This window comes from Rhodococcus sp. B7740 (assembly GCF_000954115.1).
Classification (GTDB): domain Bacteria; phylum Actinomycetota; class Actinomycetes; order Mycobacteriales; family Mycobacteriaceae; genus Rhodococcoides.
On record NZ_CP010797.1, the window covers coordinates 942,002 to 957,007 of the forward strand.

Here is a 15,006-nt window from a genome sequence, read left to right on the forward strand (position 1 = left end):
CTCTCGATCGGAGAAGTGAATGTCGGACGTCCTCTCGCGACGCGACCTGGATTTTCTGCTGTACGAATGGTTGGACGTGGCGGCACTGACTGCTCGACCTCGGTTCGCAGAGCACTCGAGGGAGACCTTCGACGCGGTCCTCGATCTCAGCGCGGATATCGCCCGCAAGCACTTCGCGCCGCACAACAAGAAGGCGGACGCGCAGGAGCCGACGATGAATGCGGACGGTTCGGTGGAGCTGATACCGGAAGTGAAGGCAGCGCTCGATGTCTATGCGTCGGCGGGTTTGATCGCCGGGCAGTTCGACGAGTCGATCGGCGGCATGCAACTGCCAGCGACCGTCTCCCGGGCAGCGATGGCGTTCTTCCAGGCCGCCAACGCCGGGACCTCCTCGTACCCGTTTCTCACCATGGCCAACGCCAACCTGATCGCGGCGTACGGCACGCCGGATCAGGTGCGAGATTACGTCCGGCCGATGCTGGACGGGCGCTGGTTCGGCACCATGTGTCTGTCGGAACCGCAGGCCGGTTCGTCACTGGCCGACATCACGACCAAGGCGGTACCGCAGGACGACGGAAGCTTCCGAATCACCGGCACCAAGATGTGGATTTCGGGTGGAGATCACGAACTGACCGAGAACATCGTTCACCTGGTGCTCGCCAAGACGCCGGGCGGACCGCCGGGGGTCAAGGGAATCTCCCTGTTCATCGTTCCCAAATTCCTTCCCGATGGCACCGGGGGTACGGGCGAGCGCAACGACATCGTGCTCACCGGACTCAATCACAAGATGGGCAACCGCGGCACCACGAACACGCTGCTGGCGTTCGGCGACGGAACCCACTCTCCCGGTGGGCAACCCGGAGCGGTCGGCTTCCTCGTCGCCGAGGAGAACCGCGGATTGTCGTACATGTTCCACATGATGAACGAAGCGCGGATCGGCGTCGGATTCCTTGCGATAGCCCTCGGCTACGTCGGCTACCTGAAGTCGGTGGAGTATGCGAAGACCCGTACGCAGGGCCGACCACTCGGTGCCAAGGATCCGGCTGCACCTGCGGTCGCGCTGATCGAACACGCCGACGTTCGGCGAATGTTGTTGGCGCAGAAGTCCTACGTCGAAGGGGCGCTGGCGCTCGGACTCTTCTGTTCGCGCCTGGTCGATCATCAGGACTCTGCGTCCGACGACGCCGAAGCAGCACGATCGACGTTGCTGCTCGACGTACTGACGCCGATCGCCAAGAGCTGGCCGTCGCAGTGGTGCCTCGAAGCCAACAGTCTGGCCATTCAGGTGCACGGCGGCTACGGATACACCCGCGACTACGACGTCGAACAGCACTACCGCGACAATCGACTCAACCCGATTCACGAAGGCACACACGGTATTCAAGGTCTGGATCTGCTCGGGCGGAAGGTGATCATGCAGGGCGGCGCTGGATTGGCTCTGCTGGCCGAACAGATCGGACAGACAGTCGATCGGGCGCACTCGGAAGGCGGTGACGCTGCTCGTTACGCGGACGAACTACACGCACGCGTCGGCAGAATCGTCGAGGTCACCGCTGCGGTGTGGGGCACCGGTGATGCCGCTGTGGCACTGGCGAACTCCACGGCGTACCTGGAGGCGATGGGGCACACGGTCATCGCCTGGATGTGGCTCGAGCAGTTGCTGGCCGTCGGCACGAAGACCGGAGACTTCTACGACGGAAAGCGTTCCGCAGCAAAATACTTCTACGTCTACGAATTGCCGAAGGTTGACGTCCAACTCGACCTGTTGGCGAAGCTGGACCGCACCACCCTCGATATGTCACCCGCTTGGTTCTGATAAACAGTCACAAGGAGATTCACACATATGTCGATCTTGGACAAATTCCGCCTGGACGGTCGCGTCGTCATCGTCACCGGTGCATCCTCCGGACTGGGCGTGGCCTTCGCCAAAGCAGCCGCCGAGGCGGGAGCGGATGTGGTGCTCGCCGCACGGAGAGTGGACAAGTTGGCGCAGACCGCCGAGTTGATCGACAGCGTCGGAGGGCGCTCGATCACGGTCGCCACCGACGTGGTCGACCCGGATCAGTGCACCGCGATGGTCGAGTCCGCGATGGCGGAGTTCGGGAAGGTGGACGTGCTGATCAACAACGCCGGAGTCGGCACGGCCTATCCGGCAACTCGTGAGACGCCCGAGCAGTTCCGCTCGGTGATCGACATCAACCTGAACGGTTCGTACTGGGCAGCTCAGGCCTGTGGACGGGTGATGGCACCCGGCAGTTCGATCGTGAACATCTCGAGCATTCTGGGGCTGACGACGGCGGGCCTACCGCAGGCGGCCTACAGCGCCAGCAAAGCGGCCATCGTCGGCCTCACCCGCGATCTCGCACAGCAGTGGGGCGCACGTAAAGGCATCAGGGTCAACGCGATTGCGCCAGGATTCTTCCAGAGCGAGATGACGGACTCGTACCGGCCTGGATACCTCGACTCGATGGCTCCGCGAATGATCCTCGGACGCAAGGGTGATCCGGAAGAGCTGGCCGCAACCGCGATCTGGCTCGCCTCGGACGCCGGGGGATACGTGACGGGTCAGACCATTGCGGTCGACGGTGGGATCACGATCACCTGACCGCCGCTACGACGTTGCCGTCACCGCGATCCCTTCGCGGATCAGTCTGCGCGCAACCACGCATGCGTCCTCGGTGTCGAGGCCCGGCATCGAATCGAGGCGGCACGGAGCGCCCTTCATCAGGCTCTCGATCGCGTCGGCGCACTGAGACGGCAGCGTGACCGTTTTGTTCCTGAGCACCATCGATACGCCGTCGTTCGTGTGCGAGATCCGCGCGAAGATGCCGGGCCGCAATCGAATCGAGTTGTCGCCCCGCAGCGCACCCATCGCTGCGACGCTCGCCAGTGGACGGACCGGTTCCGGTCTGACGAGGTCGTCGTGACGATCTGCGACGCGTTCGGCGAGACGAAGTACCGCGTCGGGGTCTCGGTCGATCTCGTCGAGCGCGGCGCGCATGGCGTCCACAACTCGGTGTACATGCGGGACGATGGACTCCGGGTCGGAGTGGTCGAGGCCGGCAGGGAGGGGAGCGCGCAGACTCTCGACGTCGCCGAGCGCCTTCAGCACGTGGTGGGCGAGGTCGTAGTCGTTGTACGACGCGACGCCGATGGTCAAGTGCACGGTGGTGTCGCCGAGCGCTTGCGCAGAATGGATCCACCCGCGCGGCAGATAGAGCACGTCGCCGGGCTCGAGGACGACGTCCAGTTCGGGAGTGTTCGATGCATGGTCTTCGACGGCCGACCGTCGATCCGACCACGGTTGATTGTTGAGCGGATTCACGTGCACCGGCGAGTGAATGCTCCACCGCTTGGTCCCCGCGATCTGGACGACGAACACATCGTGCACGTCGTAGTGCGGTGAGAAGCCCTGGGACGCAGCCGGTGTGACGTACGAGTTCACCTGCACCGGATGACCCAGCTCGCGAACGAGATCGCCGACGAAATGAATCAGCGGTGGCCACAGCCGGTGGAGGCCCTGCAGAACCAGTGTGTTCCCGGCAGCGAACGCAGCCAGCACCGCACCCGAATCCACCTGATCCGTCACCTCTGCTCCGAACCCGCCGGAGGCCGTGAACTGCGCTTTGTCCAGCAGACGGCCGTCCTTGGCCATCCGCACGAACGGGGTACGCACACCGCGTTCGGCTATCAGCTCGTCCACTGCATCGAGTGTCATCAGATCGTCGAACGACCCCGGCAGTTCGGCGGATCGGGTGAGTTTGGGTGCGACTCCCCAGAACCGGTCTGCGAACTCCCCGAAGTCGGTACCGGTGAGACGACCGAGCGCGGACCGGTTTCCCGATCCGCGCTCGCCGCTCGGCTCAGTGCTCAAGCGGTGCCGTCCGCACCGCCGTCGTGCCCATTGGGGTTGGATCCGCCGTCGGCCGGGCCCTCGCCCGCACCGGCGGGGCCGTCTGCTCCGCCGTCGTGTCCGTCAGGATTGGATCCACCGTCGGCCGGCCCTTCACCGGCTCCGGCGGGGCCGTCTGCTCCGCCGTCGTGCCCATTGGGGTTGGATCCGCCGTCGGCGGGTCCTTCGCCTGCGGCTCCGCCCGTGGTGGTGATGTCGTCGTCGTTGATGCTCATCGAAGTCCTTCCGGTCGTAACGGTTCGTGTACCCGCGCAGCGCGAGAACACCGGGGGTATTGACGCAAACTCTGCTTCTCAAACAGCGGTCGCGCCGTGAATCTCAGGCAGAGTCGTCGGCGATCTCGGGCGCGTTCTCCCGCGTCGCCATCCCGCCTCCGCCGCCGCCGTCCACGGGCCCTGGTCGGCCGCCCTTCGGCGTGTCCGAGGTCTTCTCGGACTCGGCCGGGTTCTCGTTGTCGGTGTTCTCGTCGCGTCCCATGGTTCGACAGTAGACCGCCGCGAAGGCCGTGGGACCATGGAACGATGGATCGATCCCGAGCGCAGCACGTGGTGCTGCTCGACGACGAAGGCCGTGCCGTCGGCACACACGACAAGACCACCGTTCACACGCTGGACACGCCACTTCACCTGGCATTTTCCAGCTACGTGGTCAGAGCGGACGGCGCTGTTCTTCTCACGCGTAGGGCGTCGAGCAAGACGACGTGGCCCGGGGTGCTGACCAACACGTGTTGTGGCCACCCGGCTCCGGGAGAGAAGCTCGACGATGCCGTACTGCGCCGGATCGGTGAAGAACTCGGCCTTCGTGCGGAATCTGCCGAGTTGGTACTGCCGCACTTCCGGTACCGGGCCGTCATGGACAACGGAATAGTCGAGAACGAGATATGTCCGGTGTACCGAGTGCAAGTCGACGAGCACGCGACACTCGATCCGGATCCGGCCGAGGTGGACGAGACTCGGTGGGTGTCGTGGCGTGAGTTCTCCGCAGGGGTGCTCGGCGGCACGATCGATGTATCACCTTGGTGCCGAACGCAGGTGGAGCAGTTGACTGCTCTGGCCGACGAGCCACTCGGCTGGCCTGCGTCGCCGGACGACCTGCTACCACCCGCCGCCCGGCCCGCCGATACCCGCTGATCTCGTCGGGCCTCTAGGGTTCGTACTGTGACTGACGACGATTCGGGTAGGCCGAACGAGGACCTGCTCGATCGAGCGTCCATCGCGCGCGAACTCGGCCGTTTCTCCCATCGCACCGCCGAATCCGGCGGACTGCGCGCCGCTGCCGTCGCCGTTGCGGTCGGTGGACCGCCGGGGGACAGGCGCATGCTCTTGACGAGGCGGCCGGATCGGTTGCGCGCGCATCCGGGCCAGTACGCGTTGCCCGGCGGCGGGGTGGACCCGGGCGAATCCACGATGCAGGCCTGTTTGCGGGAACTGGCCGAGGAGTTGGGGATTCGAGCCGAGGAGAGCGATGTTCTCGGAAGGTTGGACGACTACGTCACTCGATCCGGGTATGTCATCACTCCGTTCGTGGTGTGGGTCGGCGATTACTCGTCCACGTTGTTGCCCAGTGAGGACGAAGTGGCCGAAGTGTTCGAGGTGACGGTCGACGAACTCGACGTCGACGCCCAGTTCGTGTCGATTCCGGAATCGACACGTCCGGTCATTCGCTGGCCGTACCGAACCGGGGCCATCCACGCTCCGACCGGTGCGATCGTCCACCAGTTTCGTGAGGTGGCGCTGCACGGTCGACACACCCGAGTCGCGGACTTCGAGCAGCCGGTGTTCGCGTGGCGCTAACGTGGCCGCAGGCCCGGTGCGCACACCGCGGCGAGCAGGACGACAAGGAGGTGATCGCCGATGACGAACGACCGTGAGCTCGAGGTATCGGATCGCATCGCGACCATTCCCAACCTGCTCAGCGCAATCCGTCTGTTGGGCGTTCCGCTGTTCCTCTACCTGATGCTGGGCCCCGAGGCCGATGGGTGGGCGTTGGTGATACTGCTCGTCAGCGGTGGAACCGATTGGCTCGACGGCAAATTGGCTCGCATGCTCGGCCAGGCATCGAAGCTCGGTGCCATTCTCGATCCGCTGGTCGACCGGCTCTACGTCGTCAGCACTCTGATGGCGTTCGTTCTGCGCGGCATCATTCCCTGGTGGGTTGCGGCCATACTCATCGGGCGCGACGCCGTACTCGGATTGACGATGTTCGTCTACCGCCGCAGGTCTCTTCCGCCTCCGGACGTCATCTATCTCGGTAAGGCCGCCACGTTCGTGGTGATGATCGCGCTGCCGGTCCTGCTGGTATCGGCCGGCAGCAATTCGGTGGCGGACGCCGCGGGACCGCTCGGATACGCGCTGCTGATCTGGGGCACGGCGCTGTACACCTGGACCGGTCTGCTGTATCTCGGCAAAGCGATCGCCGTCGCAAGGGCAATCGATCCGACTGTTGCCGGCACCTGACGGTGGAGCCCGCGGAACGACCAGGGCGGTCGAGTTCACAGGTCAGGAGGAATCCGGTCCCGTCGTTGTTGACGTCGTTGCTGACCGACCATCTGGACCCGGGATACGACGCCGCGGCCGCCGAACGTACTGCGCAGCACACCCGCAAGCCGCGGGTTCCTGCGGCGTTCTGGTTGTTGGGGGGTGCGGTCGTCGTCGGGGTGATCTTCGGCATCGCGTTCTCGCAACTGGCGTCCGGTGCAGCCGATGTCGACCGTGTGGGTGCCGATGCGTCGGCTGCTGTTCGAGCCGCGCAGGATCGCAGCGCCGATTTGGAAGTGACGCAGCAGGCCCTGGCCGAAGAAGTGTCCTCGGAGCGTGAAAGAGCCCTTCGGTCCGATGTCTCGGGCAGTGCGCTGCTGGAACGGTTGAGTGCTGTCGAGTCCGCTGCTGGCATCGATCGGGTGTCCGGACCTGGGCTCTCGGTCGTCGTCACCGAACCGGTTGTCGAGGACGACACGTCGGATCGGTCGGTTCGCCGGGGTTCGGGCGCAGCCGTGCTCGATCGGGACATCGCTGCGATCGTCAATTCGTTGTGGGCGAGCGGGGCGGAGGCGGTATCGGTGGACGGTGTTCGAGTCGGACCGAACGTCACCATCCGGCAGGCGGGTGGGGCGATGCTGCTGGACAATCGCCCGATCGACTCACCGTACGAGATCGACGCGATCGGGCCGCCGCAGCGTATTCAGGTCCAGTTCGTCGTCAGCGACGCCTATCTGCGGATGAGTACGGTGGCGCAGTTGTACGGCGTCGGATTCACGGTGCGCCCGGCAACCGATCTCGAACTCGGTCCCGCTGCTGTGAGAGAGTCGTTCGAGGCAGAGGAGGCAGGCCCACGATGACGGAGCACGATCCACCGAATGCCGTACCGGCCGAGTCCGAGGTGCAGGTGCCGTCGGATGCGCCGATCACTCCGACCCACGGTATCTATGCCCTGGCAGCGATCGCCGCACTGGTGGTCGGCGTCGTCATCGGGACGGTCGCGGGTCCTCAGGTTCCCGCTGTGGTTGCGCCGTATCTGCCGATCGCCGTCGTCGCGGCCATCGACGCAGTGTTCGGTGGTGTACGGGCTTTCCTCGACGGAATCTTCGACGCCAAGGTGTTCGTGATTTCGTTCGTGTTCAACGTCCTGGTCGCGGCCTTGATCGTGTGGCTCGGTGACCAGCTCGGAGTGGGAACTCAGCTGTCCACGGCAATCGTCGTCGTCCTCGGAATTCGTATCTTCGGCAATGCTGCCGCCCTACGCCGACGTCTGTTCGGTGCCTAGACCATGACGGCAGGCGGCGGTCGACACGGATGGCGTGCGCGGCGTCCCGAGGCAGAAGGGCGAAGGCGCGGAGCGGTATTCGGTTTACTGGCGCTCGCGCTGCTGTGCGTCCTGGGAATCGGCCTGGCAACGCAGGTACGAGAGACGAGCACGACCGATGGCCTGGAGAACTCCAGGCCCGAGGACCTTCTGGTCGTCCTGGACACCCTGACCCGACGCGAGGCGTCCATCCGGGACGAGATCGGCACCCTGCAGGCCACCCTGGCGACACTGCGTCAGTCCGGTTCGGGATCGGAGGCAGCAGTGGCGGAAGCGCAGGAGCGACTGTCCGCGTTGTCGATTCAAGTCGGCACCGTCGCGGCCCAGGGGCCGGGGGTGACACTGGTGATCGAGGACCCCAATTCGGGCGTCGGATCGGACGTGCTGCTCGACGCGATGCAGGAGTTGCGCGCGGCCGGTGCCGAAGCACTCCAGCTCGAGGGCGGCGGCAATGCCGTGCGCATCGGTGTCGACTCGTGGATCGCCGGTTCTGCGGGTCGGGTGGTGGTCGACGGGCGAGAACTGCGTGCCCCGTACACCGTCACTGCCATCGGAGACCCGCCGACTCTCGCATCGGCACTGAACATTCCCGGCGGGGTCGTGGACACGGTGACTCGCAACGGTGCAACGTCGAACATCGCGCAGTCGGACCAGGTCACGGTGTCCGCCTTGCGGGACCCGCGCCCGCGTCAATACGCTCAGCCCGGAAACTGACCGCCTGATTGCCCCGGGCCACGATCGAAGGGAATGCCGCGTTGAGCGACATCGACACACCAGCTGATCTGTACTACACCCCCGAGCACGAGTGGGTGCAGCGCACGGGGCCTGCAACGGTGCGGATCGGTATCACCGATTTCGCGCAGTCGCAGTTGGGCGACGTGGTGTTCGTTCAGCTTCCCTCCATCGGCGACACCGTCACCGCGGGCGAGTCTCTCGGCGAGGTCGAATCCACCAAGAGTGTCTCCGACGTGTTCAGCCCTCTGACCGCGAAAGTGGTTGCCGTGAACCAGGATCTGGACGGCGAACCGGAGAAGGTGAATTCGGGCCCCTACACCGGAGGCTGGCTGATCGACCTCGAGGTTTCGACACCGGAGGAGTTGGACGCGGCACTGGCGCAGATGCTCGATGCCGCCGGATATGCTCTCATCACGGCCGAGTGATCGGCCGGCTGTCGACACCGGCCAACAGGCCACACGGCCCCCGCCGCGCAGGGTACGGTCGACACCGAGCGAATACCCTGTCGGGGCGAAGGTCCAGCAAGCTGTACGACGCTACGCACCACCGAACGCCAAGCAAAACCTGATGTGAAGACCATGTACTGCGTTACCCGCGGCACCCGCTGCCTCGGGTGAACGGACTGAGAAGGAGTAACGGTGAGCCAGAACGACAACGACAGCAACTACGGGGAGTCACCGGCAGAGACCACCTCGGTCTTCCGCGCAGATTTCCTGCAGGAGCTGGACAACTCCGCGGCCACCCAGAGCACCGAAGCTCCGGTATCGGGTGTCGAGGGGTTGCCTGTCGGTGCCGCGCTGCTCGTCGTCAAGCGGGGACCCAACGCCGGGTCACGGTTCCTGCTCGACCAGCCGACCACTTCGGCCGGTCGGCACCCCGACAGTGACATCTTCCTCGACGATGTCACCGTCAGCCGTCGGCACGCCGAGTTCCGGCAGGACGAGGACGACTTCCAGGTCGTGGACGTCGGCAGCCTCAACGGCACGTACGTCAACCGGGAGCCGGTCGACTCGGCCGTGCTGGCAAACGGTGACGAGGTCCAGATCGGCAAGTTCCGGCTGGTGTTCCTCACCGGACCGCGCGGTGGCAACGGATCTCAGGTCGGCGACACGTCTGCGGGTGCAGGAAGCCAGTGACCGCCGTCGGGCAGCAGTCCAACGGGGGGATGTCGATTGGCTCCGTCCTCGATCGACTTCGGCCCGACTTTCCTGATGTCACCATCTCGAAGATCAGATTCCTCGAAGCCGAGGGTCTCATTTCGCCGGAGCGCACACCCTCGGGGTACCGACGGTTCTCCATCGCGGACTGCGAGCGTCTGCGCTTCGTACTGACCGCGCAGCGCGATCAGTACCTGCCGCTCAAGGTCATCAAGGAACAGCTCGAAGCCATCGACCACGGGGTCGCCACCGTGGAACGGGCCGACGCGACGGTCAAGCGTCCGCGGTCGCTCACGGTCGCTGCCGGTGAGGTGTCGCCCGAGGAGTTCCTGCCCGATCGAGAGGTTCGTATCGCCAAGGCAGACCTACTCGCTCAGGCGGGGATCGACGATGCGTTTCTGACCGAGCTGCTGCGAGCCGGTTTGATCACTCCCGGGCAGGCCGGTTTCTACGACGACGGAGCGGTGACGCTCGCCCGAACCGCACACGCGATGTTGCAGTTCGGTCTCGAAGTGCGCCACCTTCGAGCGTTCAAGCTCGCGGCGGACCGCGAAGCCGGGTTGGTTGCGCAGATCGCCGGACCCGTTGCGAAGGGCCGAGACGCCGGTGCGCGCGATCGCGCGGAGGAAATGATCCGTGAGTTGGCCGCACTGTCCTTGACCTTGCACACCTGTCTCGTCAAAGCGGCGGTGCGCGGTGCGCTCGACCGGTGACGCGCTCTCGTGTCGTTTCGAATTCCAATAGACTGGGCTGAGCCGGTCTTCAGCGCAGTCCGGATTTCTCGAGTTGAGAGGCAGACACGATGAGTGAGATGCGTGTGGTCGGTATTCGTGTCGAACAACCGCAGAACCAGCCCGTGTTGCTGTTGCGTGAGGCCGACGGCGACCGGTACCTCCCGATCTGGATCGGTCAAACAGAGGCTGCTGCAATCGCTTTGGAGCAGCAGGGCGTCCAACCTGCTCGGCCCCTCACCCACGATCTCGTCAAGGACTTGATCTCGGCACTGGGGCACCAGCTCAAGGAGGTGCGCATCGTCGATCTGCAGGAGGGCACCTTCTACGCCGATCTGGTGTTCGACAAGGACATCAGAGTCTCCGCTCGGCCGTCGGATTCGGTTGCCATCGCACTTCGGGCCGGGGTGCCGATCTTCGCCGAGGAGCCTGTGTTGGCCGAAGCCGGGTTGATCATGCCCGACGAGCGCGAGGACGAGGTCGAGAAGTTCAAGGAGTTCCTCGAATCCGTGTCTCCCGACGACTTCAAAGCCACCGACGGGTAACAGAAGAGTCTCAACCTCAACTTTAGGTTCAGGTTTACGGCGCGTTGCGTTGAATCTGCACGATCGTCCCCATAACGTTCGTGCCAGTGAAGTTCATCGCCGCTGCTGGTCCGATCCGGTGCAGTTCACGCCTCTTCGACAGCTGCCGAGGCGTACTCTGGCCTGGTACACGGTATGACTTCACGCGAGTACACCGAGGCATCTCCAGTGTCTCGGACGGATCGCAGTACTGACTCGATCCGAACGCAGTGAGACATCCGAGAGGGAGCAGTCAGTGGGAGATCAGCCGCAGCAGCATCACGGCAGTCGAGAGTCCGCAGCCGCAGGCCGGACCGAGGACACGCCCGTCGGTGCCGATGCTCGGGTCGACACCTCCGACCAGGCGTCGAACGCCCGAATCGAAGCGCCCCAGGACATTCAACCGGGATTGTTCCCCGACGACTCCGTGCCCGACGAACTCGTGGGCTACCGCGTGCCGAGTGCCTGCCAGATCGCCGGCATCACGTACCGCCAGCTCGATTACTGGGCCCGCACCGGGCTGGTCGTGCCATCCATCCGCGGCGCAGCGGGGTCGGGAAGCCAGCGGCTGTATTCGTTCAAGGACATGCTCGTCCTCAAGATCGTCAAGCGCCTGCTCGATACCGGCATCTCGCTGCAGAACATCCGCGTCGCCGTCGACCACCTTCGCCAGCGCGGTGTGGGCGACCTCGCCAACATCACGCTGTTCTCGGACGGCACCACCGTGTACGAGTGCACGTCGGCAGAAGAAGTGGTCGACCTCCTCCAAGGCGGGCAGGGCGTGTTCGGTATCGCCGTGAACGGCGCGATGCGCGAGCTCACCGGCACCATCGCCGACTTCCCGGCCGAACGAGCCGACGGCGGTGAAAGCCAGTCGAGCCCCGAGGACGAGCTGGCGTCGCGCCGCAAGAATCGCGCGAGCCGCAAGACCGGCTAGACTTTCCTCGTCGCGCCCGCGCGGGAGAGTTCCGAGGCACCCAGTCTCGGACGCCGAAGGAGCAACACCTCCCCGTCAATCTCTCAGGCACACGGACCGTGTGGGCTTCGACAACTCTGGAAAGTGGTGGGAGCACCCACCCGCCCAAGGGGAAAGGTGCCGGCGCCCTTGTCTGGCGCGCCGTGTCCGACCGAATCTCTCAGGCGCGCGCGTCAGCGGGCACACGACAGAGGGGGAGGAGCGGCCGGAGCGCATGCCTCGGTCGTCCGACGCCTCGTCTTTCCGGCACCTGGGAGCACATCGTGACCGACCGAACCGCCTCGTCCGCACACACTTTCGTCGACCGCCACATCGGCCCCGACGCCACCGAGTTGGTCCGCATCCTCGACACGATCGGCGTCGACAGTCTCGACGAGCTGGCCCGCAAGGCCGTTCCGTCGTCCATCCTCGACACTGTGGTCGACGGCGTTCCCGAGGGCATGGCAACACTGCCGCCTGCCCTGAGCGAGCACGAGGTACTCGCCGCACTGGCCGAGCTCGCCGGGCAGAACACCGTGGCGACGTCGATGATCGGCCTCGGGTACTACGACACGTTGACCCCGCCGGTGCTGACCCGGGGAATTCTGGAGAATCCGGCCTGGTACACCGCGTACACGCCGTATCAGCCCGAAATCAGCCAGGGGCGACTGGAAGCACTGCTGAACTTCCAGACCATGGTCGCCGACCTCACCGGCATGGACGTGGCGAATGCCTCGATGCTCGACGAGTCGACGGCGGCCGCCGAATCCATGACCTTGATGCGGCGCGCGAACAGGGCTTCCAAGTCCCCTCGGCTACTGGTCGATTCCGACATCTTTCCGCAGACCGAGGCCGTGTTGGCCACTCGCGCCGAGCCGTTGGGGATCGAACTGGTCTACGCCGATCTGGCCGACGGCCTGCCCGACGGGGAATTCTTCGGTGTGCTGGCGCAGCTGCCGGGAGCATCGGGCCGTCTGGTCGATCACACGGCGACCATCGAGGCCGCGCACGAACGTGGCGCGTTGGTTGCCGTGGGAGTGGACCTGCTGGCCGCCACCGTGGTGACTCCGCCCGGTGAGATCGGCGCGGACGTCTGCTTCGGAACCACCCAGCGGTTCGGTGTCCCGATGGGCTACGGCGGACCGCACGCCGGCTACCTCGCAGTGCGGTCAGGTCATTCCCGTCAGCTACCCGGCCGACTGGTCGGGGTCTCGCTCGACGCGGACGGCCACCGCGCCTACCGTCTGGCGCTGCAGACCCGCGAGCAGCACATCCGCCGCGAGAAGGCGACCTCCAACATCTGTACCGCTCAGGTCCTGCTGGCCATCGTCGCCGCGATGTACGCCAGCTACCACGGCGCAGACGGATTGCGGGCCATAGCGACTCGGGTGAATGTGCATGCTCGAAACGTGGCCGCAGGTCTGCGAGAGGCAGGCATCGACGTGGTGCACTCGGAATTCTTCGACACCGTCCTCGCGTCGATCCCGGGCAGGGCCGAGGCCGTCGTCGACGATGCCAAGCAGCGCGGCATCAATCTGCGGTTGGTCGACGCCGACCACGTCGCCGTAGCGTGCGACGAGGCGACGACACCCGAGCACATCGCGAACGCACTCGCAGCGTTCGGTGCAGAAACCGCCGGTGCCGGAGCCGAGTCGTTGCCGGCGAACATGACGCGCACCTCGGAATACCTCACGCACCCGGCATTCACCCGGTACCGGACCGAGACGGCCATGCTGCGCTACCTGCGCGCGTTGTCCGACAAGGACATCGCTCTCGATCGCAGCATGATTCCGCTCGGTTCGTGCACGATGAAGCTGAACGCAACCGCGGAGATGGAGTCCATCACCTGGCCGCAGTTCGCCCGTCAGCACCCCTTCGCTCCGTCCTCGGACGTGCCCGGTCTGCTGAGGGTGATCGCCGACCTGGAACGGTGGCTGGTGGACATCACCGGCTACGACGCGGTCAGCCTGCAGCCGAATGCAGGCAGCCAAGGCGAATACGCGGGACTGCTCGCCATACGTCGCTACCACCTCGGCAACGGCGACGCCGAACGCACCGTCTGCCTGATCCCGTCGAGTGCCCACGGCACCAACGCAGCCTCGGCGGTGATGGTGGGTATGCGCGTCGTCGTCGTGGCCTGCCGTCCCAACGGTGACGTCGACGTCGACGACCTGCGCGCCAAGATCGCCGAGCACGCCGACACCCTCGCCGCCATCATGATCACCTATCCCTCGACCCACGGCGTGTACGAGCACGAGATCTCCGAGATCTGTGCAGCGGTCCACGACGCAGGCGGTCAGGTGTACGTCGACGGTGCCAACCTCAACGCCCTCGTCGGTCTGGCGCGCCCCGGCCGATTCGGCGGCGACGTCAGCCACCTGAACCTGCACAAGACATTCTGCATCCCACACGGAGGCGGCGGGCCCGGTGTCGGACCGATCGGTGTGCGGTCGCATCTGCAGCCGTACCTGCCGGGGCATCCACTGGCCCCACAGCTCGGTTCGGGACCGACTGTGTCCGGTGCCCCGTACGGCAGTGCCTCGATCCTGACGATCACCTGGGCCTACATCGCGATGATGGGTGCGACGGGACTTCGGCAGGCGACGTTGACTGCCATCGCGTCGGCCAACTACATCGCCCGCCGCCTCGACGAGTACTTCCCGGTTCTGTACACCGGCGACAACGGCATGGTCGCCCACGAGTGCATTCTCGATCTGCGAGGGTTGACCAAGGACACCGGAGTCACTGTCGACGACGTTGCGAAAAGATTGGCGGACTACGGTTTCCACGCGCCCACGATGAGTTTCCCGGTGCCCGGAACACTGATGGTCGAGCCGACAGAGAGCGAGAACCTCGAGGAGATCGACGCGTTCTGCGATGCGATGATCGCCATCAGGGGAGAGATCGATCGCGTCGGATCGGGCGAATGGACCGTCGAGGACAACCCACTTCGAGGCGCACCGCATACCGCTCGGAGCCTGGCCGCCGAATGGGATCACTCGTATTCACGGGAACTCGCTGCTTACCCCGCGGGCTACGACCGTCCGAAGGTATGGCCCGCGGTGCGACGCATCGACGGTGCACACGGTGATCGCAACCTGGTGTGCTCGTGCCCACCGATCGAGGCGTTCGCCTGAGCCTGGAACAGAGC

The 15,006-nt window shown here is 65.2% G+C and carries 17 protein-coding genes and 1 riboswitch; of the genes, 14 read left to right on the top strand and 3 right to left on the bottom strand.

All coding sequences use genetic code 11. The features are described 5' to 3' along the window. Positions 1 to 19: 19 nt before the first annotated feature. Positions 20 to 1,816, top strand: a complete 1,797-nt coding sequence (locus tag NY08_RS04410; RefSeq protein WP_045195082.1) for an acyl-CoA dehydrogenase — start codon at positions 20 to 22, stop codon at positions 1,814 to 1,816. 27 nt (positions 1,817 to 1,843) lie between these two features. Further along, positions 1,844 to 2,605, top strand: a complete 762-nt coding sequence (locus tag NY08_RS04415) for an SDR family NAD(P)-dependent oxidoreductase (protein WP_032398146.1) — start codon at positions 1,844 to 1,846, stop codon at positions 2,603 to 2,605. 6 nt (positions 2,606 to 2,611) lie between these two features. On the opposite strand, the gene NY08_RS04420 is transcribed toward NY08_RS04415, so the two are convergent. From NY08_RS04420 to NY08_RS26220, 3 genes are all read right to left on the bottom strand, one after another. After that, positions 2,612 to 3,874: a cupin domain-containing protein gene (locus NY08_RS04420; RefSeq protein ID WP_045195084.1), complete on the bottom strand. Its 1,263-nt coding sequence runs from the start codon at positions 3,872 to 3,874 to the stop codon at positions 2,612 to 2,614. Then, entirely contained in the window at positions 3,871 to 4,128 is a 258-nt protein-coding gene (locus tag NY08_RS04425) for a hypothetical protein (protein ID WP_045195086.1), read from the bottom strand. Before NY08_RS04425 ends, NY08_RS04420 begins: the two co-directional genes overlap by 4 nt. 103 nt (positions 4,129 to 4,231) lie before the next feature. After that, a complete protein-coding gene (locus NY08_RS26220; RefSeq protein ID WP_200893166.1) occupies positions 4,232 to 4,390 on the bottom strand; it encodes a hypothetical protein in 159 nt (52 codons plus the stop codon). Positions 4,391 to 4,434: 44 nt separating this feature from the next. On the opposite strand from NY08_RS26220, the gene idi reads away from it, so the two are divergent. The 12 genes from idi to gcvP all read left to right on the top strand — a co-directional run bounded on the left by idi (position 4,435) and on the right by gcvP (position 14,992). Continuing rightward, entirely contained in the window at positions 4,435 to 5,043 is a 609-nt protein-coding gene (gene idi, locus NY08_RS04430) for an isopentenyl-diphosphate Delta-isomerase (protein ID WP_045195088.1), read from the top strand. A 27-nt stretch (positions 5,044 to 5,070) separates the two neighbouring features. Continuing rightward, positions 5,071 to 5,706, top strand: coding sequence for an NUDIX hydrolase (locus NY08_RS04435; RefSeq protein WP_144407313.1), 636 nt, complete (start codon positions 5,071 to 5,073; stop codon positions 5,704 to 5,706). Between the two features lie 60 nt (positions 5,707 to 5,766). Further along, complete coding sequence (locus tag NY08_RS04440) at positions 5,767 to 6,369, top strand: CDP-alcohol phosphatidyltransferase family protein (protein ID WP_045195090.1); 603 nt, start codon at positions 5,767 to 5,769, stop codon at positions 6,367 to 6,369. Between the two features lie 65 nt (positions 6,370 to 6,434). Further along, positions 6,435 to 7,250 (top strand): DUF881 domain-containing protein, encoded by an 816-nt coding sequence (locus tag NY08_RS04445; RefSeq protein WP_235387102.1) that lies wholly within the window; start codon positions 6,435 to 6,437, stop codon positions 7,248 to 7,250. Continuing rightward, entirely contained in the window at positions 7,247 to 7,675 is a 429-nt protein-coding gene (locus tag NY08_RS04450; protein ID WP_082073690.1) for a small basic family protein, read from the top strand. The genes NY08_RS04445 and NY08_RS04450 overlap by 4 nt, the downstream gene beginning before the upstream one ends. Before the next feature lie 3 nt (positions 7,676 to 7,678). Then, on the top strand, positions 7,679 to 8,428 hold the full coding sequence (locus tag NY08_RS04455) for a DUF881 domain-containing protein (protein WP_045195094.1): 750 nt from the start codon (positions 7,679 to 7,681) through the stop codon (positions 8,426 to 8,428). Positions 8,429 to 8,469: 41 nt separating this feature from the next. Further along, complete coding sequence (gene gcvH / locus NY08_RS04460) at positions 8,470 to 8,874, top strand: glycine cleavage system protein GcvH (RefSeq protein ID WP_045195096.1); 405 nt, start codon at positions 8,470 to 8,472, stop codon at positions 8,872 to 8,874. 213 nt (positions 8,875 to 9,087) lie between these two features. Next, on the top strand, positions 9,088 to 9,585 hold the full coding sequence (odhI, locus tag NY08_RS04465) for an oxoglutarate dehydrogenase inhibitor Odhl (protein ID WP_032398138.1): 498 nt from the start codon (positions 9,088 to 9,090) through the stop codon (positions 9,583 to 9,585). Next, positions 9,582 to 10,319 carry a transcriptional regulator FtsR gene (gene ftsR, locus NY08_RS04470; protein WP_032398137.1) on the top strand — a complete coding sequence of 246 codons (738 nt, stop codon included), beginning with the start codon at positions 9,582 to 9,584 and terminating at the stop codon, positions 10,317 to 10,319. Before odhI ends, ftsR begins: the two co-directional genes overlap by 4 nt. Before the next feature lie 89 nt (positions 10,320 to 10,408). Beyond that, complete coding sequence (locus NY08_RS04475; protein ID WP_045195099.1) at positions 10,409 to 10,882, top strand: bifunctional nuclease family protein; 474 nt, start codon at positions 10,409 to 10,411, stop codon at positions 10,880 to 10,882. Between the two features lie 397 nt (positions 10,883 to 11,279). Next, a complete protein-coding gene (locus NY08_RS04480) occupies positions 11,280 to 11,837 on the top strand; it encodes a MerR family transcriptional regulator (protein ID WP_052050517.1) in 558 nt (185 codons plus the stop codon). 11 nt (positions 11,838 to 11,848) lie between these two features. Next, a riboswitch (glycine riboswitch) is annotated at positions 11,849 to 11,946 on the top strand. 193 nt (positions 11,947 to 12,139) lie between these two features. Then, the gene (gene gcvP / locus NY08_RS04485; RefSeq protein ID WP_045195102.1) at positions 12,140 to 14,992 is read left to right on the top strand and encodes an aminomethyl-transferring glycine dehydrogenase; all 2,853 of its coding nucleotides are present in this window, start codon (positions 12,140 to 12,142) and stop codon (positions 14,990 to 14,992) included. The last annotated feature ends 14 nt before the right edge of the window (positions 14,993 to 15,006 follow it).